The sequence below is a fragment of the Streptomyces sp. CA-179760 genome (assembly GCF_050937045.1).
Taxonomy (GTDB): domain Bacteria; phylum Actinomycetota; class Actinomycetes; order Streptomycetales; family Streptomycetaceae; genus Streptomyces.
Genome location: NZ_JBNJLZ010000001.1, coordinates 5918847 through 5942101 on the forward strand (window position 1 = coordinate 5918847; position 23255 = coordinate 5942101).

Annotated in this window: 16 protein-coding genes and 2 pseudogenes; 12 read left to right on the forward strand and 6 right to left on the reverse strand. The window is 71.6% G+C overall.

What is annotated here, in order from left to right; genetic code table 11:
* The first annotated feature begins 23 nt into the window (after nucleotides 1-23).
* Complete coding sequence (gene groES / locus ACQEV8_RS27080; protein WP_003974211.1) at nucleotides 24-332, forward strand: co-chaperone GroES; 309 nt, start codon at nucleotides 24-26, stop codon at nucleotides 330-332.
* 120 nt (nucleotides 333-452) lie between these two features.
* Complete coding sequence (gene groL / locus ACQEV8_RS27085) at nucleotides 453-2078, forward strand: chaperonin GroEL (protein WP_432965083.1); 1626 nt, start codon at nucleotides 453-455, stop codon at nucleotides 2076-2078.
* A 72-nt stretch (nucleotides 2079-2150) separates the two neighbouring features.
* On the opposite strand, the gene ACQEV8_RS27090 is transcribed toward groL, so the two are convergent.
* From ACQEV8_RS27090 to ACQEV8_RS27100, 3 genes are all read right to left on the reverse strand, one after another.
* Nucleotides 2151-2858, reverse strand: coding sequence for an ester cyclase (locus tag ACQEV8_RS27090; protein ID WP_432965086.1), 708 nt, complete (start codon nucleotides 2856-2858; stop codon nucleotides 2151-2153).
* A gap of 84 nt (nucleotides 2859-2942) precedes the next feature.
* Complete coding sequence (locus ACQEV8_RS27095) at nucleotides 2943-3716, reverse strand: SDR family NAD(P)-dependent oxidoreductase (protein ID WP_432965089.1); 774 nt, start codon at nucleotides 3714-3716, stop codon at nucleotides 2943-2945.
* A gap of 94 nt (nucleotides 3717-3810) precedes the next feature.
* A complete protein-coding gene (locus ACQEV8_RS27100; RefSeq protein ID WP_432965092.1) occupies nucleotides 3811-4479 on the reverse strand; it encodes an MOSC domain-containing protein in 669 nt (222 codons plus the stop codon).
* Nucleotides 4480-4559: 80 nt separating this feature from the next.
* Between ACQEV8_RS27100 and ACQEV8_RS27105 the strand changes: the two genes are divergently transcribed.
* Nucleotides 4560-5456, forward strand: coding sequence for a LysR family transcriptional regulator (locus ACQEV8_RS27105; protein ID WP_432965095.1), 897 nt, complete (start codon nucleotides 4560-4562; stop codon nucleotides 5454-5456).
* Nucleotides 5457-5502: 46 nt separating this feature from the next.
* Here ACQEV8_RS27105 and ACQEV8_RS27110 read toward each other — a convergent pair whose 3' ends face one another.
* On the reverse strand, nucleotides 5503-5832 hold the full coding sequence (locus ACQEV8_RS27110) for a WhiB family transcriptional regulator (protein WP_184591351.1): 330 nt from the start codon (nucleotides 5830-5832) through the stop codon (nucleotides 5503-5505).
* A gap of 380 nt (nucleotides 5833-6212) precedes the next feature.
* On the opposite strand from ACQEV8_RS27110, the gene ACQEV8_RS27115 reads away from it, so the two are divergent.
* From ACQEV8_RS27115 to ACQEV8_RS27130, 4 genes are all read left to right on the forward strand, one after another.
* Nucleotides 6213-6824: a response regulator transcription factor gene (locus tag ACQEV8_RS27115; RefSeq protein WP_003948568.1), complete on the forward strand. Its 612-nt coding sequence runs from the start codon at nucleotides 6213-6215 to the stop codon at nucleotides 6822-6824.
* Between the two features lie 418 nt (nucleotides 6825-7242).
* Entirely contained in the window at nucleotides 7243-7830 is a 588-nt protein-coding gene (locus tag ACQEV8_RS27120; RefSeq protein WP_432965099.1) for a sigma-70 family RNA polymerase sigma factor, read from the forward strand.
* Nucleotides 7831-7979: 149 nt separating this feature from the next.
* Nucleotides 7980-9488, forward strand: coding sequence for an IMP dehydrogenase (guaB, locus tag ACQEV8_RS27125; protein ID WP_432965102.1), 1509 nt, complete (start codon nucleotides 7980-7982; stop codon nucleotides 9486-9488).
* A gap of 116 nt (nucleotides 9489-9604) precedes the next feature.
* Nucleotides 9605-10729, forward strand: a complete 1125-nt coding sequence (locus tag ACQEV8_RS27130; RefSeq protein WP_432965105.1) for a GuaB3 family IMP dehydrogenase-related protein — start codon at nucleotides 9605-9607, stop codon at nucleotides 10727-10729.
* Between the two features lie 21 nt (nucleotides 10730-10750).
* Here the strand turns inward: ACQEV8_RS27130 and ACQEV8_RS27135 are convergent, their stop codons facing one another.
* On the reverse strand, nucleotides 10751-11959 hold the full coding sequence (locus ACQEV8_RS27135; RefSeq protein WP_432965108.1) for a nucleotide sugar dehydrogenase: 1209 nt from the start codon (nucleotides 11957-11959) through the stop codon (nucleotides 10751-10753).
* Nucleotides 11960-12229: 270 nt separating this feature from the next.
* Between ACQEV8_RS27135 and ACQEV8_RS27140 the strand changes: the two genes are divergently transcribed.
* Nucleotides 12230-13936 (forward strand): glycerol-3-phosphate dehydrogenase/oxidase, encoded by a 1707-nt coding sequence (locus tag ACQEV8_RS27140; RefSeq protein WP_432965111.1) that lies wholly within the window; start codon nucleotides 12230-12232, stop codon nucleotides 13934-13936.
* A gap of 84 nt (nucleotides 13937-14020) precedes the next feature.
* Here ACQEV8_RS27140 and ACQEV8_RS27145 read toward each other — a convergent pair.
* Nucleotides 14021-15063 (reverse strand): annotated as a pseudogene (locus ACQEV8_RS27145) (serine hydrolase domain-containing protein).
* Nucleotides 15064-15235: 172 nt separating this feature from the next.
* Between ACQEV8_RS27145 and ACQEV8_RS27150 the strand changes: the two are divergent.
* The 4 genes and pseudogenes from ACQEV8_RS27150 (at nucleotide 15236) to ACQEV8_RS27165 (ending at nucleotide 23225) form a co-directional block, all read left to right on the forward strand.
* Entirely contained in the window at nucleotides 15236-17308 is a 2073-nt protein-coding gene (locus tag ACQEV8_RS27150) for a protein kinase domain-containing protein (RefSeq protein WP_432965113.1), read from the forward strand.
* Between the two features lie 154 nt (nucleotides 17309-17462).
* The gene (locus tag ACQEV8_RS27155) at nucleotides 17463-19988 is read left to right on the forward strand and encodes a protein kinase (RefSeq protein WP_432965116.1); all 2526 of its coding nucleotides are present in this window, start codon (nucleotides 17463-17465) and stop codon (nucleotides 19986-19988) included.
* Between the two features lie 167 nt (nucleotides 19989-20155).
* Nucleotides 20156-21906, forward strand: a pseudogene (locus ACQEV8_RS27160) (serine/threonine-protein kinase).
* Between the two features lie 104 nt (nucleotides 21907-22010).
* Nucleotides 22011-23225, forward strand: a complete 1215-nt coding sequence (locus tag ACQEV8_RS27165; protein WP_432965119.1) for a protein kinase domain-containing protein — start codon at nucleotides 22011-22013, stop codon at nucleotides 23223-23225.
* Nucleotides 23226-23255: the final 30 nt, after the last annotated feature.

The window sequence follows — 23255 nt, forward strand, 5'->3', positions numbered from 1 at the left end:
TCTCCGAAGGGGGAGGTCGGATCGTGACGACCACCAGCTCCAAGGTTGCCATCAAGCCGCTCGAGGACCGCATTGTGGTCCAGCCGCTCGACGCCGAGCAGACCACCGCCTCTGGCCTGGTCATCCCGGACACCGCCAAGGAGAAGCCCCAGGAGGGCGTCGTCCTGGCCGTGGGCCCGGGCCGCTTCGAGGACGGTAACCGTCTTCCGCTCGACGTCTCCGTCGGCGATGTCGTGCTCTACAGCAAGTACGGCGGCACCGAGGTGAAGTACAACGGCGAGGAGTACCTCGTCCTCTCGGCTCGCGACGTGCTCGCGATCGTCGAGAAGTAATTCACCCCGCATTACCAGCATTGCAGTGAACTGCGCCCCTGGCCCCGCGATCTTATGAAGCCGGGCGTCGGGGGCGCGGTTCGTTTCACCCACATTTTCCGAGAGGGCTGAACCGCTCCCATGGCGAAGATCCTGAAGTTCGACGAGGACGCCCGTCGCGCCCTCGAGCGCGGCGTCAACAAGCTTGCCGACACGGTCAAGGTGACGATCGGCCCCAAGGGCCGCAACGTCGTCATCGACAAGAAGTTCGGTGCCCCCACCATCACCAACGACGGCGTGACCATCGCCCGTGAGGTAGAGGTCGAGGACCCGTACGAGAACCTCGGTGCCCAGCTGGTCAAGGAGGTGGCGACCAAGACCAACGACATCGCGGGTGACGGTACGACCACCGCGACCGTGCTCGCCCAGGCGCTCGTGCGCGAGGGCCTGAAGAACGTCGCCGCCGGTGCCTCCCCGGCCGCCCTGAAGAAGGGCATCGACGCCGCGGTCAAGGCCGTGTCCGAGGAGCTCCTCGCGACCGCCCGCCCGATCGACGAGAAGTCCGACATCGCCGCCGTCGCCGGTCTGTCCGCCCAGGACCAGCAGGTCGGCGAGCTCATCGCCGAGGCGATGGACAAGGTCGGCAAGGACGGTGTCATCACCGTCGAGGAGTCCAACACCTTCGGTCTGGAGCTGGACTTCACCGAGGGCATGGCCTTCGACAAGGGTTACCTGTCGCCGTACTTCGTGACGGACCAGGAGCGCATGGAAGCCGTCCTGGACGACCCGTACGTCCTCATCACGCAGGGCAAGATCTCCGCCATCGCGGACCTGCTGCCGCTGCTGGAGAAGGTCATCCAGGCCAACGCCTCCAAGCCGCTGCTGATCATCGCCGAGGACGTCGACGGCGAGGCGCTGTCCACCCTCGTCGTGAACAAGATCCGCGGCACCTTCAACGCCGTCGCCGTGAAGGCCCCCGGCTTCGGCGACCGCCGCAAGGCCATGCTGCAGGACCTCGCGGTCCTCACCGGCGCCACGGTCGTCTCCGAGGAGGTCGGCCTCAAGCTCGACCAGGTCGGCCTGGACGTCCTCGGCTCCGCCCGCCGCATCACCGTCACCAAGGACGACACCACGGTCGTCGACGGCGCCGGCAACAAGGACGACGTGCAGGGCCGCGTCGCCCAGATCAAGGCCGAGATCGAGTCCACCGACTCCGACTGGGACCGCGAGAAGCTCCAGGAGCGCCTCGCGAAGCTGGCCGGCGGCGTGTGCGTCATCCGCGTCGGTGCCGCCACCGAGGTCGAGCTCAAGGAGCGCAAGCACCGTCTGGAGGACGCCATCTCCGCGACCCGCGCCGCGGTCGAGGAGGGCATCGTCTCCGGTGGCGGCTCCGCGCTCGTCCACGCGGTGAAGGTCCTCGAGGGCAACCTCGGCAAGACCGGCGACGAGGCCACCGGTGTCGCCGTCGTCCGCAAGGCCGCCGTCGAGCCGCTGCGCTGGATCGCCGAGAACGCCGGCCTGGAGGGCTACGTCATCACCTCCAAGGTCGCCGAGCTCGACAAGGGCCAGGGCTTCAACGCCGCCACCGGCGAGTACGGCGACCTGGTCAAGGCCGGCGTCATCGACCCGGTCAAGGTCACCCGCTCCGCCCTGGAGAACGCCGCCTCCATCGCCTCCCTCCTCCTCACGACCGAGACCCTGGTCGTCGAGAAGAAGGAAGAGGAGGAGCCGGCCGCCGCGGGCCACGGCCACGGCCACTCCCACTGAGGCACCGACCTCGTAGCAGAAGCCCCCGTTCCGCCCAGGCGGACGGGGGCTTCTCCCGTTCGTACGGTGGGGTCACAGCTCCAGCGGATCGAGCACCCCGAGCTGCTGCATCAGCCCCAGCCGGTCGTACTCCCACCAGCCCTCGGCGAGCTTCCCGTCCGGCGTGCACCGGTACACGGTCGTCCCGGTCATGGTGACGTCCTTACCGGTCGGCGGAATCCCCAGGAAGTCGCCCTTGTGGTGCCCCTTCCAGGCCCACCGGGTGCACACCCGGTCGCCCTGGGCGACCTGGTCCTCGATCGTGAACGAGAAGTCGAACCCGCCCCGCCACACCTCCACCTCGCGCCGCAGCGCGTCCAGTCCGATGACGTCCTGCACATTGGCGGGATCGTGGTCGTGGTAGTCCTCGATGAACACGTCGTTGAACGGGGGCGCCGCACCCTGCCCGGGCGCCGTCTCGAAGAACCTGCGCGCGGTGGCCGCGTTCAGCTGCTCGTCCCGGACCACGTCCAGATCCGTGAAGGTCGGCGTCTCCTCGCAGAGCGCCACCAGCTCCTGGAAGATCCGTCCGGTCTCCGGAAGCCCGGAGTTCCGCATCGCTTCCTCGTACGACGGGAACTCCACAATCTCGACGACGTGCGACGCGTCGGCCCGGTCCTTCGCGACCACACTGTGCGTCGCCGTCCGTTTCCCTCTGGTCTGCTCGACCCACTGATCCATCAGCCGGTTCATCTCGTCGAGCCGACTGGTCCTGCACTCGATGAGCTGTACGAAGGTCATGGCCTCGCCTCCGGCCCCCCTGGTCCGGTAGAACAGCTCCAATTGTCCCAACGGGAGCTGCCCGTCGCCTCCTGGCCAGGGCTCCTACTGCGGCCCGTACTTCCGCCCCGTCCTGGACGAAACCGCACCCAGCATCCCCCGGGGCACCAGCTTCGCCGCCCCCATCAGCGCCTTGTAGCGCGGGTCCGGGATCGACAGCGTCTTGCCCCGGGCCAGGTCGTGCAGTGCCGCCGCCACCAGCTTGTCCGCGTCGAGCCACATCCAGCCCGGGATGTTGTCGGTGCCCATGCCGGCCCGGTCGTGGAACTCCGTGCGCACGAAACCGGGGCAGAGCGCCATCAGTCGTACGCCGCTGCCGGCCAGATCGCGCGCCGCGCCCTGCGTGAACTGCACGACCCAGGCCTTGGACGCGCCGTAGGTGCCCCGCGGCACGAACGCGGCGACCGACGCGACATTGACGACGCCGCCCCGGCCGCGCTCCCGCATGCCCTCGGCCGCCGCCGACGTCAGCCGCAGCACCGCCTCGCAGTGCACCTTGAGCATCCGCAGCTCATCGGTCATGGAGACATCGAGATAGCGGCCCTTGTTGCCGAAGCCGGCGTTGTTGACCAAGAGGTCGACGGGGTTCTTGCGGTCGCCCAGCCGGTCGGCCACCGCCTCGATGCCCTTGTCCTCGGCCAGGTCGGCCGTCAGCACCTTCGCCTCGATGCCGTGCCCGTCGTGCAGCTCGGTCGCCTGTTCCCTGAGCCGCTTGGTGTCGCGGGCCACCAGCACCAGGTTGTGCCCGTCGGCAGCCAGTCGCCGCGCGAACGCGGCCCCGATGCCTGCCGTCGATCCCGTAATCAGAGCCGTTGTCATGGCAGCAGGTTAGTGACCCGGACTGGGTGCGTCCGCTTCCGAACAGGGCCTTCGCCGGTGAAGGGTCGGTGGAGACCGTCGCGGTGAGCCGCTGTCAGGCCCCGTTCTTCTCCACGTACTCCCGCGCCCAGCGCAGCACCTCCGGGTGCAGGGCCTCGCCTGCCGCCAGCAGCCGTGGCAGCAGCGTGCGCTCGGTGGTCACCGCGCGGAACTGCAGGGCCACCGTCACGTCGTGGTCCGGCCGGTGCAGGACCTCGACGGCGTCGCCCGCGCGGACCGCCCCGGGCTCGATCACCCGCAGATACGCCCCCGGCGCGCCCCGCCGCGTGAACCGCTTCACCCAGCCCTTCTCCTCCCGATGGCCCTGGAAGGTGCGGCACGGGATCCGCCCGGAGGTGATCTCCAGCACCACCTCGGGCCCGATGCGCCAGCGCTCGCCGATCAGCGCGCCGGACACGTCGAGCCCCCGGGTCGTGAGGTTCTCGCCGAACGCCCCGTCGGCCAGCGTCCGGCCCAGCTCGCGCTCCCACTCGTCCAGGTCCTCGCGCGCCATCGCGTACACCGCCTGGTCGTCGCCGCCGTGGTGCTCCAGCTTGCACACGGCGTCCCCGGCCAGCCCGCTCCCGCCGATGCCCTTGGGTCCGGGCGCCGACACCCGCACCGCCCCGTCCACCGGCCGCTTGTCGATCCCGGTCACACCCTCCGGGTTGTCCGTGTACGGCACAGCCTTGGCACGGCCCAGATTCACAGACAGAAGCTCCATACCCGCACGATAAGGGGCCGGGACTCAAAGCGTCGACGCATTATTCACATCAGTGCCAAAGGGTCGCTTATCCTTGAAGGGTGATCGAAGCTCGTCATCTCCGCGTACTGCGCGCCGTCGCCGCCACCGGATCCTTCTCCGCCGCGGGGCGTGAACTGGGCTGCACCCAGCCCGCCGTCAGCCAGCAGATGAAGGCCCTGGAAACCTCCGTCGGCACTCCCCTGCTCATCCGCACCGGGCGCGAGATGCGCCTGACCCAGGCCGGTGAGGCACTGGTGCGGCACGCCGCCGGGATCCTCGCCGGGCTCACGGCCGCGGAGGAGGAGGTCGCCGCCATCGCCGGGCTGCGCGCGGGACGAGTCCGGCTCGTCTCCTTCCCCAGCGGCAGCTCCACCCTCGTACCGACGGCCCTCGCCGCACTGCGCGCGGCACACCCAGGCACCCGCGTCTCCCTGGAGGAGGCCGAACCGCCCGCATCGGTCGGCCTGCTGCGTGAGGGCGACTGCGACGTGGCGCTCGCCTTCCGCTACGAGGGTGCGGCGGGCGCCGAGGAGTGGGACGACCTTGTCGTACGGCCGCTGCTGTCGGACCGGCTCGTCGCCCTCGTGCCGGAGCGGCACCGGCTCGCGGGGGCGGTGTCCGTAGCCATCGGCGAGCTCGCGGGGGAGTCGTGGATCGCGGGCTGTCCGCGGTGTCGCGGCCAGTTGGTCGAGGTGTGCGCGGCGGCCGGCTTCACGCCTCGCATCGACTTCGCCACCGACGACTATCCGGCGGTCGTCGGCCTGGTCGGTGCCGGACTGGGCGTGGCCGTGCTGCCCCAGCTGGCCGTCGAGTCGGTACGGCCCCGGGGGGTGCGCACCGTGACGCTGGAACCGGCGGTACGGCGGGAGATCGTCGCGCTCACCCTGCCCGACCTCGCACAGGTCCCGGCGGTGTCGGCGACGCTCGACCAGCTCGCGCGGGCGGCCGTCCGCTAGCGAAGACCGCACGCAGACGCGCGTGCCTGTCTGCAGAAACGTTATTTCAATGGTGCGAGGCGGTGTGCCCGCCCGGTGCCGACGCCGACACCAGCCGGTTGCGCGCCCGCCCCATGAGCTCTTCGCGCTCGTCCTCGGTCAGCCCGCCCCACACTCCGTACGGCTCACGCACCGCCAGCGCGTGAGCGGCGCACTCGGCGCGTACCGGGCACCTCATGCAGACCTCTTTGGCCGAGTTCTCGCGAGCGCTCCGAGCCGCACCGCGCTCGCCCTCCGGATGGAAGAAGAGCGAGCTGTCCACCCCGCGACAGGCAGCCAGCAGCTGCCAGTCCCACAGGTCCGCGTTCGGTCCGGGAAGGCGGGAGAAATCTGCCATTACGTGACCCCTTGTTGCCGTTCTGGGCGGATCCGGTGTCTACGACCGTACAACTACGATCTAAGGAGATGAAAATATGACTCATTGCGAATCTAGCTCCAGACACTGGCAAAGCGGAAGAAATGGGTCTGAATGGGGCATAGGTTGTGATGAAAGTTCGTGGGTCTGCTGCGCATGAATGCACCGTGTCCGCCCCCTCACGTAGAGTGCCGAAGATGACAGCCGACCCCGTAACTCTTTCGAGTGACCGTCGTTGAGAGTGCGAGGCGGTTGAAGGAACAAGCGCTCGGACAGGCGTCCGAGACGGTCGACCGCACAGGTGACGATTCCGTACCAGCCTGGAGGCTCAAGGTGACGCGCATCAGCTGCGGAGGGCGGTCATGACTTCCGTCCTCGTCTGCGACGACTCCCCGCTTGCCCGAGAGGCGCTCCGTCGCGCGGTCGCGACCGTGCCCGGCGTAGAGCGCGTGACGACGGCGGCCAACGGCGAGGAAGTCCTCCGCCGCTGGGGGGCCGACCGCTCGGACCTGATTCTGATGGACGTACGCATGCCCGGCCTGGGCGGCGTCGAGACGGTCCGGCGGCTGCTGTCCGCGGACCCCGGTGCGCGCATCATCATGCTCACCGTCGCCGAGGACCTGGACGGCGTGGCGCTCGCGGTCGCCGCCGGTGCCCGCGGCTATCTGCACAAGGACGCCTCCCGCGCCGAGCTGCGCGCGACGGTGACGCAGGCCCTGGCAGACCCGACCTGGCGGCTCGCCCCGCGCCGGCTGCGCTCGGCCGAGATGGGCGCCGCGCCCACGCTCACGGCGCGTGAGATCCAGGTCCTCGAAGGCATGAGCCACGGCCGCTCGAACGCGGAGATCGGCCGCGAGCTGTTCCTCTCCGAGGACACCGTCAAGACACACGCCCGGCGGCTGTTCAAGAAGCTCGGCGCCTCGGACCGGGCCCACGCGGTGGCGCTCGGCTTCCGGTGGGGCCTGGTGCGCTAGGGCCTGTCGTTCGGATCCGGCAGATTTCCCGGCGCGGGTCGGAATGCGGGGGCATGCGGACGCCCCCGCGCGAGCCGTACGCACGCGTGCGAAAACCGGCGGCTGCCCACGTCCCCAGGACGATCCGAACGGCAGGCTCGAGAGGCGACCGCGAACGCGACCGCGCAGGTCGGAGTGGTCGCAGCGGAAGTACGGAAAGCCAGGTGGGCGGGGGTGGACCGAGGGTCCGCAGGGTGCCCGCTGCTTGTTTCGCCGCGGATGCCGCATCCTTGAGGGTGTGGAGTTCCTCGGGGACGAGTCGGTCGAGCGGAAGGGGAGGGCGCAGGGGATGAGTGCCGGCGCACCTGCTCATAACGCTTCGGTGCACAACAACGGGCGCGGTGCCGCGGACCCTGTGGCAGCAGGGCACCATGGACCGATGCGCGAAGACGAGGCGGTCAATGCCCAAGGGGCGATCGGCGCGCTCGTCCACCGCGCCGTCGACGGGGACGAGCAGGCCACACACGATCTGCTCGCCCATGTCCACCCCCTGGCGCTGCGCTACTGCCGCACCCGTCTGTCCCGTCTCCCGGGAGACGCCCGGCACTTCGTGGAGGACCTGGCCCAGGAGGTGTGCGTGGCGGTGCTCCTCGCGCTGCCCCGCTACCGGGACACCGGGCGCCCCTTCGAGGCGTTCGTCTTCGCCATCGCCGCGCACAAGGTCGCCGACCTGCAGCGCGCGGCGATGCGCCACCCCGGCTCGACGGCCATCCCCTCCGACGAGATGCCCGAGCGCCCCGACGACTCCCTGGGACCGGAAGAACGCGCGCTGCTGAGCAGTGACGCGGAATGGGCCAAGAAGCTCCTGGCCAACCTGCCCGAGAACCAGCGGGAGCTGCTGCTGCTGCGCATCGCGGTGGGGCTCACGGCCGAGGAGACGGGTCAGATGTTGGGAATGTCACCCGGCGCCGTCCGGGTGGCGCAGCACCGGGCGCTGAGCCGGCTGCGAGCCCTCGCCGAGCAGTAGCCCTTCAGCAGCCCTTGGTTGAACAGGCGGTGCGTGGCCTCCGTACGAACATACGAAGCCCGGAGCCGACCGGAACCGTGGAATGAGACACCCGCGCTTCCCGTTAGCATGGACATCCGCACCGATCAAGGCCATTTGGGGAAGGTGTCATGACTGCCAACGTCGACGGAGTGCCCGGAAAATTCGCGACACTCGGGCTGACCTACGACGACGTGCTGCTGCTGCCGGGCCCGTCGGACATGGCACCCGACGAGATCGACACCGCCTCGTACGTCTCGAAGAACGTGCGGGTCAACATCCCGCTGCTGTCCGCCGCCATGGACAAGGTCACCGAGTCGCGCATGGCGATCGCGATGGCCCGCCAGGGCGGCGTCGGCGTGCTGCACCGCAATCTGTCCATCGAGGACCAGGCCAACCAGGTCGACCTGGTGAAGCGGTCCGAGTCGGGCATGGTCGCCGACCCGATCACGGTCCACCCGGACGCCACGCTCGCCGAGGCCGACGCGCTGTGCGCCAAGTTCCGCATCAGCGGCGTCCCGGTCACCGACCCCGGCAAGAAGCTGCTCGGCATCGTCACCAACCGCGACATGGCCTTCGAGACCGACCGCGCCCGCCGGGTCCGCGAGGTCATGACGCCGATGCCGCTGGTCACCGGCAAGGTCGGCATCTCCGGTGTCGAGGCCATGGAGCTGCTGCGCAAGCACAAGATCGAGAAGCTGCCGCTGGTCGACGACGAGGGTGTCCTCAAGGGCCTGATCACCGTCAAGGACTTCGTCAAGGCGGAGAAGTACCCGAGCGCCGCCAAGGACGCGGAGGGCCGTCTCCTCGTCGGTGCCGCCGTCGGTGTCGCCGGTGACTCCTACGAGCGCGCCCAGGCCCTGATCGAGGCGGGTGCCGACTTCATCGTCGTCGACACCGCGCACGGCCACTCCCGGCTGGTCGGCGACATGGTCGTCAAGATCAAGTCGAACGCGAACGGTGTCGACGTCATCGGCGGCAACATCGCCACGCGCGACGGTGCCAAGGCCCTGGTCGACGCGGGCGTCGACGGCATCAAGGTCGGTGTCGGCCCCGGCTCCATCTGCACCACCCGCGTGGTCGCCGGTGTCGGTGTCCCGCAGGTCACGGCCATCTACGAGGCCGCTCTCGCCGCCAAGGAGGCCGGTGTCCCGGTCATCGGCGACGGCGGTCTGCAGTACTCCGGTGACATCGCCAAGGCCCTGGTCGCCGGCGCCGACACCGTGATGCTGGGCTCGCTGCTGGCAGGCTGCGAGGAGTCGCCGGGCGAGCTGCTCTTCATCAACGGCAAGCAGTTCAAGTCGTACCGCGGCATGGGCTCCCTGGGCGCCATGCAGACCCGCGGCGACCGCAAGTCCTTCTCCAAGGACCGCTACTTCCAGGAGGGCGTCGCCTCCGACGAGCAGCTGGTCCCCGAGGGCATCGAAGGTCAGGTGCCCTACCGCGGCCCGCTCTCCTCGGTCGTCCACCAGCTGGTCGGCGGCCTGCGCCAGTCGATGTTCTACGTCGGCGGGCGGACCGTGCCGGACCTCCAGGAGGGCGGCCGGTTCGTCCGGATCACGTCCGCGGGCCTCAAGGAGAGCCACCCGCACGACATCCAGATGACCGTCGAGGCGCCCAACTACAGCCGTAGCAAGTGACCCGCACGCGCGTGTGAGACGGACCAGGGGCGGTCCCGGAGCATCCGGGACCGCCCCTGTCGTACCCGTCGGCGATACTGGAAGACGCTGCAACGCAACAGGGAAAGGCCACAGACGTGACTGAGATCGAGATCGGGCGCGGCAAGCGCGGCCGCCGGGCGTACGCCTTCGACGACATCGCCGTCGTCCCCAGCCGCCGTACGCGGGACCCGAAGGAGGTCTCGATCGCCTGGCAGATCGACGCCTACCGCTTCGAGCTGCCGTTCCTGGCCGCCCCCATGGACTCGGTCGTCTCCCCGGCCACCGCCATCCGCATCGGCGAGCTCGGCGGTCTCGGCGTGCTGAACCTCGAGGGCCTGTGGACGCGCCACGAGGACCCGCAGCCGCTGCTCGACGAGATCGCCGAGCTGCCCGCCGAGGCGGCGACCCGGCGCCTCCAGGAGATCTACGCCGCGCCGATCAAGGAGGAGCTGATCGGCGCCCGCATCAAGGAGGTGCGCGACTCCGGCGTGGTCACGGCCGCCGCGCTCTCCCCGCAGCGCACGGCCCAGTTCTCCAAGGCCGTCGTCGACGCGGGCGTGGACATCTTCGTCATCCGCGGTACGACGGTCTCGGCGGAGCACGTCTCCGGCGCGTCCGAGCCGCTGAACCTGAAGCAGTTCATCTACGAGCTGGACGTCCCGGTGATCGTCGGCGGCTGCGCCACGTACACCGCGGCACTGCACCTGATGCGCACCGGCGCGGCCGGTGTGCTGGTCGGCTTCGGCGGCGGCGCCGCGCACACCACGCGCAATGTGCTGGGTATCCAGGTCCCCATGGCGACGGCTGTCGCCGATGTGGCCGCCGCGCGCCGTGACTACATGGACGAGTCCGGCGGCCGGTACGTGCACGTGATCGCGGACGGCGGTGTCGGCTGGTCCGGTGACCTGCCCAAGGCGATCGCCTGCGGTGCCGACGCGGTCATGATGGGCTCCCCGCTCGCCCGCGCGACCGACGGTCCGGGCAAGGGGCACCACTGGGGCATGGAGGCCGTGAACGAGGAGCTACCGCGCGGCAAGAAGGTCGACCTCGGCACGGTCGGGACCATCGAGGAGATCCTCACCGGCCCGTCGCACACCCCCGACGGCTCGATGAACTTCTTCGGCGCCCTGCGCCGCGCCATGGCCACCACCGGTTACAGCGAGCTGAAGGAGTTCCAGCGCGTCGAGGTGACGGTGGCGGACTCGCAGCACCGGCGGTAGGCGTAGGCCTCACGTACGACGTCACAGACGGTGGGCGGCACCCGCGGGTGCCGCCCCTCGTGTGTCCAGGAGCAGCTGCGCCTTCACCGACAGGCCCTGGAGGTCGTACGTGCGGTGCTGCTGGAGCAGGATGGTCAGATCGGCGTCGGCGGCGGCCTCGTAGAGGGAGTCCGCCCGGGGGACGGGGCGGTCGAGCACGCTCCAGTCGGGGATGTACGGGTCGTGGTAGCTGACCGACGCGCCCAGATCCATCAGACGCAGGGCGATCTCCTGGGCCGGTGTGCCCTCCAGGTCGGCCAGGTCGGGCTTGTAGGTGACGCCCAGGAGCAGCACGCGTGCGCCGCGCGCCGATTTGCCGTGCTCGTTGAGGAGCTGGGCGCCGCGCTGGACGACGTAGCGGGGCATCCGGCTGTTGACCTGCTGGGCCAGCTCCACCATGCGCAGGCTGCGGCCGCCGTGGGCGGTCAGGTCCTGTGGGAGGGCATGGCCGCCGACGCCCGGGCCGGGGCGGAAGGCCTGGAAGCCGAACGGCTTGGTCTCCGCGCAGCGGATCACGTCCCACAGGTCGACGCCCAGGTCGTGGCAGAGCGCGGCCATCTCGTTGACGAGGGCGATGTTGACGTGCCGGTAGTTGGTCTCCAGCAGCTGCACGGTCTCCGCCTCGCGCAGTCCACGCGCGCGTACCACCTTGTCCGTGAGCCGTCCGTAGAAGGCGGCGGCCGACTCGGTGCAGGCCGGGGTGAGGCCGCCGATGACCTGCGGGGTACCGGCGGGCGTGAAGTCGCGGTTGCCGGGGTCGACGCGGCTGGGGGAGTGGGCGAGGTGGAAGTCGCGGCCCGCCCGCAGGCCCGACCCTTCTTCGAGGAGCGGACGCAGGAATTCCTCCGTCGCCCCGGGGTACACAGGTGACTCCAGGATCACCGTGGTGTGCGGGCGCAGCTGGGCGGCCAGGGTGCGGGCGGCGGTCTCCACCTGGCCGAGGTCGAGCCGGCCGTCCGCACCCGGCGGGGTCGGTGCGCAGATGACGGCGGTGCGCACCCTGCCGAGCTCGGCGGCGTTCGTGGTCTGCCGGAAGCCTTTCGAGAGCATCCGGCGCAGTTCGGCGGGGCTGAGGGAACCGGTCTCGGGTCCGGTCCGGTAGCCGATGGTGGGGATGCCGGCGGCGACGGCGGCCTGAGCCAGGGGCAGGCCGTAAGGGCCGAGTCCGATGACGGCGAGATCTGCGGGCACGGCGTGGCCGTCCTTCCCGTAGCCGAAGTGGGACAGGTGCGCAAGCCCTGTGGACAGGACGGGCGAGCGCAATGTCAGACTAGGAGTAAATATGACCGATATGTGGGATTGCCTGGCCGAGTTTCGGTGAGTGTTCCGTGCGGGTTGTCCACAGGCTGAGGGCCCGTGGTGGCTGAAGTCGGGCAACCCGGTCAGAATTTGGGCATGGGGGATACGGACGGGGTCTCACCCGACGGGTGCGGCCGGCGCGACCGATGAGCGGGAGGCAGCGTGAGGACAGCGACACTCGGGCCGGCGCAGCGAGCCGAGTCACTTGCATCCATGGCCGAGCGAGAGCTGGACGTGCTGGTCGTGGGCGCGGGCGTGGTCGGTGCGGGCACCGCCCTCGACGCCGTGACCCGGGGGCTCGCCACGGGCCTGGTCGAGGCCCGTGACTGGGCCTCGGGCACCTCCAGCCGGTCCAGCAAACTGATCCACGGCGGCCTGCGCTATCTGGAGATGCTCGACTTCGCGCTCGTCCGCGAGGCGCTGAAGGAGCGGGGCCTGCTGCTGGAGCGGCTCGCCCCGCACCTGGTGAAGCCCGTGCCGTTCCTGTACCCGCTGCAGCACAAGGGCTGGGAGCGCCTGTACGCCGGGTCGGGCGTCGCGATGTACGACGCCATGTCCATGGCGCGCGGCCATGGCCGGGGCCTGCCGATGCACCGCCACCTGACCCGCTCTCACGCCCTGCGCGTGGCGCCCTGCTTGAAGAAGGACGCCCTGGTCGGGGCGCTCCAGTACTACGACGCCCAGATGGACGACGCCCGCTACGTGACCAACCTGGTGCGCACGGCGGTGGCGTACGGCGCCAAGGCCGCCAACCGCGCGCGGGTGACGGGCTTCCTGCGCGAGGGCGAGCGGGTCGTCGGCGCGCGGGTGCAGGACGTCGAGGGGGGCGGGGAGTACGAGATCCGCGCCAAGCAGGTCGTCAACGCGACCGGCGTGTGGACCGACGACACCCAGGCGATGGTCGGGGAGCGCGGTCAGTTCCATGTCCGGGCGTCCAAGGGCATCCACCTGGTCGTGCCGCGCGACCGCATCCACTCCACGACCGGGCTGATCCTGCGCACGGAGAAGTCCGTGCTGTTCGTCATCCCCTGGGGCCGGCACTGGATCGTCGGCACCACGGACACCGACTGGGACCTCGACAAGGCCCACCCGGCCGCGTCCAGCGCGGACATCGACTACCTGCTGGATCATGTGAACTCGGTGCTCTCGGTGCCGCTCACGAGGGACGACGTCCAGGGTGTGTACGCGGGCCTGCGGCCGCTGCTCGCCGGCGAGTCGGACGCCACCAGCAAGCTGTCGCGCGAGCACACCGTCGCGCATCCGGTACCCGGGCTCGTCGTCGTGGCGGGCGGCAAGTACACGACGTACCGGGTCATGGCCAAGGACGCGGTGGACGCGGCGGTGCACGGGCTCGACATGCGCGTCGCCGAGTGCGTCACCGAGGACGTGCCGCTGCTGGGAGCCGAGGGCTACCGCGCGCTGTGGAACGCGCGGGCGCGGATCGCCGCCCGGACCGGACTCCATGTGGTGCGGGTGGAGCACCTGCTGAACCGGTACGGGGCGATGACCGAGGAGCTCTTGGAGCTGATCGCCGAGGACCCGTCGCTGGGTGAGCCCCTGGCGGCGGCCGACGACTATCTGCGCGCCGAGATCGTGTACGCGGCCTCGCACGAGGGGGCGCGGCATCTGGACGACGTGCTGACCCGGCGGACGCGCATCTCGATCGAGACCTTCGACCGGGGCAGCCGCAGCGCACGCGACGCCGCCGGGCTGATGGCGCCCGTGCTCGGCTGGGACAAGGACCAGATCGAGCGCGAGGTCGAGCACTACCAGAAGCGGGTGGAGGCCGAGCGGGAGTCGCAGCGGCAGCCCGATGACCTCACGGCGGACGCGGCGCGGCTGGGGGCGCCGGACATCGTGCCCCGGTAGGCGCCTGCCGTGCCCGGGGATCCCGCCCCGACATCACTCGAACGAGTGTCGTGAGCTGGGATCTCCGTTCGGGGCCCGGTCGTTCTACGAGGTGCGGGGGCAGAACTCGGCCGCGAGCACCTCGGGTTCGAGGTCGGGATCCGCGATCGCGTCCGTGTTCACGCGGAAGGTGAGGACACGCCGGCCGTCGACGCTGGCCGCGGTGCGGACGTAGCTGCCGGATATGTGCCCGTTGTGTCCCCACACCGTGGTGCCGCACGGAAGCTTCTCGGGAAACAGGCCCATGCCGTACGCGCCGTGTGCGGCACGGGTGTCGCGCATCTCGCGCAGCCAGTGCGGGGGCAGCAGCCGCCCGCCGAGCAGGGCCGCGTAGAAGCGGTCCAGATCGGCGAGCGTGGTCACCAACTCGCCCGCGGCGCCCGCCACCCGGGGGTCGAGAGCGGTGACGTCGGTTCCGCCGGCGGCATAGGCGCGGCCGTGCGGGAAGGGCAGCGAGGAGCGGGATCCAGGGAAGGAGGTGCCCGTCAGACCCAGGGGAGTGAGGATGCGGCGCTCGGCCTCGGTGGCGTACGAGTCGCCGGTCACCTGCTGGATGACCAGGCCGAGCAGGACGTAGTTGGTGTTCGAGTAGGCGAAGCGGCCGCGCGCGGCCGGAGGGTGGGTGAGTGCGATGCGTATGGCCTGACGGGGTGTGACGGGTGCCGTTCCGCCGGTGTCCGCGGTGAAGTCGTACAGGCCGCTGGTGTGGGTGAGCAGGGAGCGCAGGGTCAGCGCGCGGCCGTCGTTGCCCGCTCCCCGCACCAGGCCGGGCAGGTGCCGCTCCACGGTGTCGGACAGCGACAGCCGGTGCTCGGCGGCCAGTTGCAGCACGACCGTCGCGATGAACGTCTTCGTGATGCTCCCGGCGCGGAAATGGTCCGGCCGGGCGATTCCGGGACCGGCATGGGCATATCGGGTGGCGCTTCCCTCCCGGGCCAGCAGGGCCGCGGCGGGGGCTCTGCCCGGGTCACGAGCAGGGGCAGCACCGCGTCCGTGGGCGGGGCCGTCAGAGCCGAGGAGTCGGCCGGGGGCAGGCCGAGGAGGGCGACGGCCAGCGGCAGGGCCGGCAAGGCCCGGAACGGCGGCATGCGGGCTCCTCCCTCGTCAGGGGCCATCATGCAAGGCGGCGCGGGGCGCGGCACACCCGGGTTCCGGGCGGACCGGCCCGGCACCCCGTGCCCAGGGGCCCCCTGGGCACGGGGCACTTGTCGGGTGAGAGACAATGGAGGCTCTGTCAGGGCGGGTTGTATGAGGGGACGCATGTCGGAGGCGGAGCGGGCGGGCACATCTCGTCAGGACACTCGTCAGGACAAGAGGGAGCGTCTCCTGGCGGGGCGCTACCGGCTGGGCGAGGTGCTCGGCCGCGGCGGCATGGGCACGGTGTGGCGCGCCGAGGACGAGACGCTGGGGCGGACGGTCGCCGTCAAGGAGCTACGGTTCCCGACCAACATCGACCAGGAGGAGAAGCGGCGGCTGATCACGCGGACGCTGCGCGAGGCCAAGGCCATCGCGCGGATCCGCAACACCAGCGCCGTGACCGTCTTCGACGTGGTCCAGGAGGACGACCGGCCCTGGATCGTGATGGAGCTCGTCGAGGGCAAGTCGCTCGCCGAGGTCATCCGGGAGGACGGCCTCCTCGAGCCGAAGCGGGCCGCCGAGGTCGGGCTCGCCGTCCTCGACGTGCTGAGGTCCGCGCACCGCGAGGGCATCCTGCACCGTGACGTGAAGCCGTCCAACGTGCTGATCTCCGACGACGGCCGGGTCGTGCTGACCGACTTCGGCATCGCCCAGGTCGAGGGCGACCCGTCCATCACCTCGACCGGCATGCTCGTCGGCGCGCCCTCCTACATCTCTCCGGAGCGGGCACGCGGGCACAAGCCGGGCCCGGCCGCCGACCTGTGGTCGCTCGGCGGGCTGCTGTACGCGTCGGTGGAGGGGGCGCCGCCGTACGACAAGGGGTCGGCCATAGCGACTCTCACCGCGGTGATGACCGAACCGCTGGAGGAGCCGAAGAACGCGGGCCCGCTGACGGACGTCATCCACGGGCTGCTCACCAAGGACCCCGACAAGCGGCTCGACGACGCGGGCGCCCGGGCGATGCTGAACTCCGTCATCAACGCGCCGGAGACGGCCGAGCCGGAGCCGATGGACGCGACGAAGGTCGTGCCGCTGCCGGCGCAGCCGGGCAAGGCGTCACGCAAGGGCGGTTCGGCGGGCGCCGGGAGCAAGCGGGGCGAGGAGGCCGGGGAGCGGCTGCGCGGGGCGTTGCGCTCCGTGCGCAAGGCCGCGGCCGGACCGGCCGCGGCGTCGGCGGCGACCCGCGCCAAGACCGAGGACGACGAGGCCGCTTCCGGACCGAAGGACGAGGCGGCCGCCGCGGGCGCGGCCGTGTCGCAGTCGGGTCCGAAGCAGGCCTCAGGTCCGAGGCAGGCCTCAGGTCCGAGGCAGGCCTCGGGGGCGGCGGCTTCCGGGACTGGTGAGCGGGGCGCGCGGGACGCGAAGGCGACCTCCGAGGGACGGAGTTCGGGGTGGCCCGTCATGCCGCCGCCGGATCTGCCGCCGCGCCAGGTGCCCCGGGCGCCGCTCACCGACGTGGTGTCGCGGCGGACCCTGGTGATCATCGCCGTGGTCGTGGTGCTCGCCGTGCTCGGCACGGTGCTCACCATCGCGTTCAGCGGGAACGGCAAGGGCTCCAAGGGCGCCGGGGGCGAGAGCGGCGGCAAGACCGTCGCCACCGCGTCGGGCAGCGCCGACACCAAGGGGGACGAGAAGGGCGGCGCGCGCCCCGACAACACGGCGACGCAGCCCGCGCCGTCGGGGCCCGCTTCGAACACCGAGACGAGCGGCGGCGCGAGCGGGTCGGCCGGCGACGGGGAGGACGGGTCCGCCGGAAAGGGCACCGCGGCGGCTTCGACCCACCAGGGGAACCAGGGGTACTCGATCGGTCTGCCGAAGGGATGGAAGTTCCAGTCCACGGGCTCCGCCGGCGACCGGTTCACCGGGCCCGACGGGCAGAAGCTGCTCATCGCCTGGACGTCCACGCCCAAGGGCGACCCGGTGGCGGACTGGAAGAGCCAGGAGCGCTACATGCAGCGCGCGCAGTACAAGAAGATCCGAATAGAGAAGGTGGACTACCGCGGCTGGAACACGGCCGACTGGGAGTTCACCTACAGCGAGAGCGGCACCAAGTACCGGACGATCGACCGCGGGTTCGTGGTCGACGACTCCCAGGGCTACGCGCTGATGTACACGGCGAAGGCGGACGGCTGGGGCGACAAGTCGCGCAAGGACACGTGGGCGACGCTGACCAAGACCTTCGAACCCAAGTCCTGAGCATGAGCCTCCCCGGGTTTGGGGAGGCAGATCTGGTCATCCCCACATTGTGGGTTGCCTGCGGCACGTATCGTAAATATTTGCGGTCCGTGCGCAGCCGGAACGGGCCGTGGGGCGAACGGATGTGACCGACCGGGCTGACGGGGGAGGCAACGTGGACGACTATGCGGGCCGGGTACTCGCCGACCGCTACCGCCTGCCCCTGCCGCCGTCCGACGAGTACGAACTCACCGAGACCCGGGCCTTCGACACCTACAGCGGGCAGGAAGTCCTGGTCCGGCAGGTGCCGTTGCCGGAGGTCGTCGAAGCCGAGGTTCTCGACGCGGAGGGGCTGCCCGACGGATTCACCGCGCGTGACGGTGGCGCGCGGCGGCCCGGCGGGCGCCAGGGCCCCCGGCGGCCCACGGATCCGGTGGTACGGCGCGCGGTCGACGCCGCCCAGGCAGCCGCGGCCATTCCCGACCATCCGCGGCTCGACCAGGTCTTCGACGTGTTCGCCGAGGGCGGTTCGCTGTGGATCGTCAGTGAGCTGGTGGCCGCGCGTCCGCTGGCGGCCCTGCTCGCCGAGAAGCCGCTGACGCCGTACCGGGCGGCCGAGGTCGCCTCCGACGTCCTGATGGCTCTGCGGGTGCTGCACGGCCACGGCTGGGTGCACCGGAACGTCACCGCGCGGACGGTGCTCGTCTGCGACGACGGCCGGGTGATGCTGACCGGTCTCGCGGTGGGCGCGGCGGAGGAGGCGCTGTGCGGGTACGACCCCGTTCCCGCCTCCGAGGAGTTTGCGCAGGGGCCGGCCCACGAGGGCGGCACCGGGCCGGTCAACGGCGTCGGAGGTCCGGGCGGCGGCGCCCCGGCCGGTCTCGGTGGCGCGGCCGATCCCGAGGCCGCGCGGCGAGCCGCCATAGAGGCACGGGAGGCCAGGGGACTGCCCGCGGCCGGGGGTGACACGGCGGGCGGGGGCCAGGTAGTGCCGGCCCGCAGGAGTGCGGACGACAGCGGTGACCCACGTGCCGCGCGCGCCGGGGCCATCGCGGCCTACCGGGCGGGTGCCCGGGCCGCCGCGCGGGTCCAGGAGGCCCAGGAGGGCGGCCGGGCCGCACTGCCCGGAGCCCGGTCCGCCCCGGACAGCGGGCCCGCGCCCCACAGCAACGGCTCGGCGCAGTCGCCGTACATCCCCGGGCAGGGCACGGGACCAGGTGCGGGCCCGCCGGGGCGGACAGCAGACCCCTACGGCGTCGCCGGCGCCCCCAGGACGACCGCGTGGCACGGTGCCACGCCCCGGGGCGGAACCGGCGGCGCGCCCTCGCCGCATGGCCAGGGCCAGGAGCAGGCGGCTCTCCCACCGGCCCCGGACCCCGCGGGCCAGGGCTCGCCCGCCCGGTGGGACGAGCTGGTCGCCGACACCCCCGCACCCCGGCGCGGACCGGCCACTGCCCTGGCCGCCGAGCGGGCGCGGCAGGCCCGGATGGCCGTGGTGGGGCCGGTGACGGAGCGCTGGGCGCCCGAGCAGGCCGGGCCCGTGCACGAGAACTGGCAGTTGGCCGCCCCGATCGGTCCCGCGACCGACCTGTGGGCGCTCGGCGCGCTGCTCTTCAGGGCCGTACAGGGGCATGCGCCCTACCCGGAGGAGTCGACGGCCGAGCTGGTGCAGATGGTGTGCGCCGAACCGCCCGCCTACGCCGAGGAGTGCGGACCGCTCCGGCCGGTCGTGGAGTCGCTGCTGCGCCAGGACCCGACCGAGCGCCTCGACTTCGAGGAGCTGCGCGGCTGGCTGCGCTCGCTCGTACGCTCGGCCCCCGAGCCGGAGGCCGGGTTGCACGTCGTCGCGGCGCCCCCCGTCGACGCGAGCCGGCTGCCCGTCATACGCCGCCGTGGCGAGCTGGTGCGCCGGCGCAAGGCCGGGCTGCCCGCGCACCACGGGCGGCACAAACGGGCCAAGCGCGAGTCCCGGTCGCCGAACCGCCTCGGCCGCACCCTGCTCCTGCTGGTCCTGCTCGTGATGGCCGCCGCGATCGCCTACGCCATGCTCTTCATGCCCAAGTCGAAGACCGACGGCGCACAGGGTACGGGCGGCACGGACCGTACCGGTTCCGCGGGTGAGGCCAGCCAGGCGCCCGAGCCGGACGCCAGCAGCGAGCCCCGGCCCGACCAGACGTCACCCGAGCCGGAGAAGAGCCCGTCGGGGTCGGCCGGTTCCGCCGAGACACAGACCGCCGGCCCCGGTGTCGCCGACGGCTTCACCCTGCGCAAGGACTCGGCGGGGTTCCAGGTCGCCGTCGCCAAGGGCTGGAGTCACACCCCGCGCAACGGCAGCGGCCAGGTCGTCTACGCGAAGGGCGACTTCGAGCTCATCGTCGTAGCGGGCCGGGACAGTGCCAAGGAGTTCGGCAGTGATCCGATGGCCTACCAGCGGGAGAGGGAGCGCGAGTTGCAGCCTTACCGCGACTCCAGCTGGGCCACCTCCACCGGGCTGAAGACCATCGAGGTGGGCGGACGGACCATGGCCGAGGGGCAGTTCACCTGGACCGGCGGCGCCGGGGGCGAGCTGTACGTGCGCAACCTCGCGATGCTGGTCGACGGGCGGTACCACGTGGTCCAGGTGCGCGGGCCGGAGGCCGAGCGGGACGAGGTGACGCGGTTGTACGAGCAGGCGGCGGCGACCTACAAGGCGACGGGTTGAGCATCCGGCGCGCCGACTGTACGCGGTAGTTCAACCCCTGGTTGCCTCTCGTCCCAGCAGGCGACAACCGTCACAGTGCGGTCACCGTGGCACCCCGCTTGTTCCCTGGGGAGGGGCGGGTCCTTACGCTGACCCTGTCAAGACCATTGCGGGGCAACGTGAATCAGATGCAGGGCCAGCTCGTCGCGGGCCGCTACCGGCTCGCCGACTCGATCGGCAGCGGCGGCATGGGCCGGGTGTGGCGCGCCCATGACGAGGTGCTGCACCGGTCCGTCGCCATCAAGGAGTTGACGGCAGCCCTCTACGTCTCCGAGAGCGAGCAGGCCATCCTCCTGGCGCGCACCCGGGCGGAGGCGCGGGCCGCCGCGCGGATCAACCACTCGGCGGTCGTCACGGTGCACGACGTGCTGGAGCACGACGGCCGCCCGTGGATCGTGATGGAGCTGGTCGAGGGCCGCTCGCTGGCCGACGCGGTCAAGGAGGAGGGGCGCGTCGAGCCGCGCGAGGCGGCACGAGTGGGCCTCTGGGTGCTGCGGGCCCTGCGCGCCGCGCACACCGCCGGTGTCCTGCACCGCGACGTCAAGCCGGGCAACGTCCTCCTCGGCCGTGACGGACGCGTCCTGCTCACCGACTTCGGCATTGCCCAGATCGAGGGCGACACGACCATCACGCGGACCGGAGAGGTCGTCGGCTCCGTCGACTACCTGGCGCCCGAGCGAGTACGGGGCCACGACCCGGGTCCGTCCTCCGACCTGTGGGCGCTCGCCGCGACGCTCTACACGGCGGTGGAGGGCCGTTCGCCCTTCCGCCGTACCACCCCGCTGACCACCATGCAGGCGGTGGTCGAGGAAGAGGCCGCGCAGTTGCAGCACGCCGGTCCGCTCGGGCCCGTCATCACCGCCCTGCTGCGCAAGGATCCGGCCACCCGGCCCGACGCGTCCGAGGCCGAGCAGATGCTCGCCGAGGCGGCGGAGGGCCGGCAGCCGAGCGGGGCGCAGGCGTACGTCCCGACGCAGTACGGGGGGACGCCGTACCGGGACATCCACAGCGGCATGGGCGCCGTGGGCACGGGCACGACCGGCACGGGCCTGTCCGCCACCGGCTCCGGGTCGCACACCCGGACACCGCTCCCGCCGCTGGCCGGCACCCCTGTCACGGGCGCCCCGGCCCCCGGGACGCCGGTGTCCGGGACCTCCGTCGCCGGCCATCAGACGACCGGTCCCACCACGGTCGGTCCGACGGCGACGGGGCCGCAGGGGGCCGGGCCGCGGCAGACCGGTTCGGGCCGGCGCCGTCGGCTGCGCACGCTGGCCCTCGTCGTCGCGCTCGCGGCCATCATCGGCGGGGGCACCGCCGTGGTGCTGCAGCAGTGGAACGAGGGCCGGCAGACGCCGGGCGGAGCCTCCGCCTCGGCGGGTCCCACGAGCACGCAGCAGCCCGGGGAGTTCCCGACAGCTGGGTCCGTCACGACGACCCCGCGGGTTTCAGCCTCTCGCTGCCCAAGGGCTGGAAGCGCAAGCCCTTCGGTCCGCAGGGCGAGCTCAAGCAGATCGACTACACGCCGGACGGCGGACGGCACTTCGTGCGCATCGCCGTCGACACTTCCCCGGACTTCGCCGACCCGTACGCGCACCAGCTCGACCTGGAGCAGCAGATCAAGAATCTGGTCGACTACAAGCGGATCACGCTGGAGCGCAACGTCTACCGTGACCGTGGCGGCGCCCTGTGGGAGTACACCTGGACCGCGCGGGCGAAGGACACCCCGTTCCCCGGCCCGCGCCGCGCCATCGAGGAGACGTACGTCGCCCGCGACGGCACCGAGTACGCGCTCTACATGTCGTCGCCCGCGGGGGACTGGGCGAAGGCGCGCAAGCAGTTCACCTCGCTGCTCCAGGGCTGGCAGGAGAAGACCTCCTGACGCGGGGGCCCGTTCGCACAGAGCCCTTCTGACGCGGGCGCCTGTTTCGGCCACCCGCGAGCGCCGCCCCGGAGCCGATCCGTCCGGTGGGGCATGATTGCCGCATGGGGACCGAGGGGCACAACACGCGTGTCATCGCGGGCCGCTACCGGTTCGAGGAGAGACTCGGGCGCGGTGGCATGGGCGTGGTGTGGCGGGCGACCGACCAGTTGCTCGGCCGGGGCGTGGCCGTCAAGGAACTCCCCTACGACGAGACGCTCTCGGCGGCGGAGGCGCGCCGGCAGCGGGACCGTACGCTGCGCGAGGCCCGGGCGGTCGCCCAGCTGAGCCATCCGCACATCATCGTGGTCCATGACGTCGTGGAGGACGACGAGCGCCCGTACATCGTCATGGAGCTGATCGAGGGCGGCTCGCTCGCCGACCGTCTCGCCCACCGTGGCCCGGTCGACGCCGCCGAGGCCGCACGCATCGGCATCGACCTGCTCGGCGCGTTGCACGCGGCGCACGCCGCCGGGGTCCTGCACCGCGACCTCAAGCCTGAGAACGTCCTCCTGGAGGCCGGAACCGACCGGGTCGTCCTCACCGACTTCGGCATCGCCCAGGTCGCGGGAGCCCCCACTCTCACCGAGAACAACTCCTTCGTCGGCTCGCCCGAGTACACCGCGCCCGAGCGGATGTCCGGAGCCAGGACCGGGCCAGAGTCCGATCTGTGGTCGCTGGGCGCGCTGCTGTGCGCGGCCCTGAGCGGCGAGTCGCCGTTCCGCCGCGACTCGCTGGGCGGCATCCTGCACGCGGTCGTCGCCGCCGAGATCCGGCCACCCGCGCAGGCCGGGCCGCTTCTGCCCGTCGTACAGGGCCTGCTCGAACGCGATCCTGACCGGCGGCTGGACGTGGACCGGGCGGAGCGGATGCTGCGGGCCTTTCGCGAGACGGGCCGGACACCCGAGGTGCCGCCGCCCGGGTACGTGCCGACGGTACGGGACACACCGGGCGGACGGTCGCGCGGAACACCGCAAGGCGCCGCCGACCAGCAGCCGTTCACGCCGCCGGCGGGCATGCCCGCACCGAGCCGGCTCGCCGAGCAGCTGATGCGGCAGCCCACCCGGAGGGTGCTCGTGGCCGCGCTGCTGGTCGCCGCGATGGCGGGGGCGGGAGTGTCCGCGGCGGCGCTGCTCATGGACGAGGGCGGCGAGCCGGGAGGAGGCCGTACGCCGAGGACTTCGGCTCCCGAGACGCCCACGACCCGGCCCTCGTCCCCGAGCGCCCCCGCACCCACGACCACCCCGGTCGCCTCTCCTACCGGCACAAACGGGAGATAAGCGCGCGGTCAGGGTCACGGGTCTGTGACC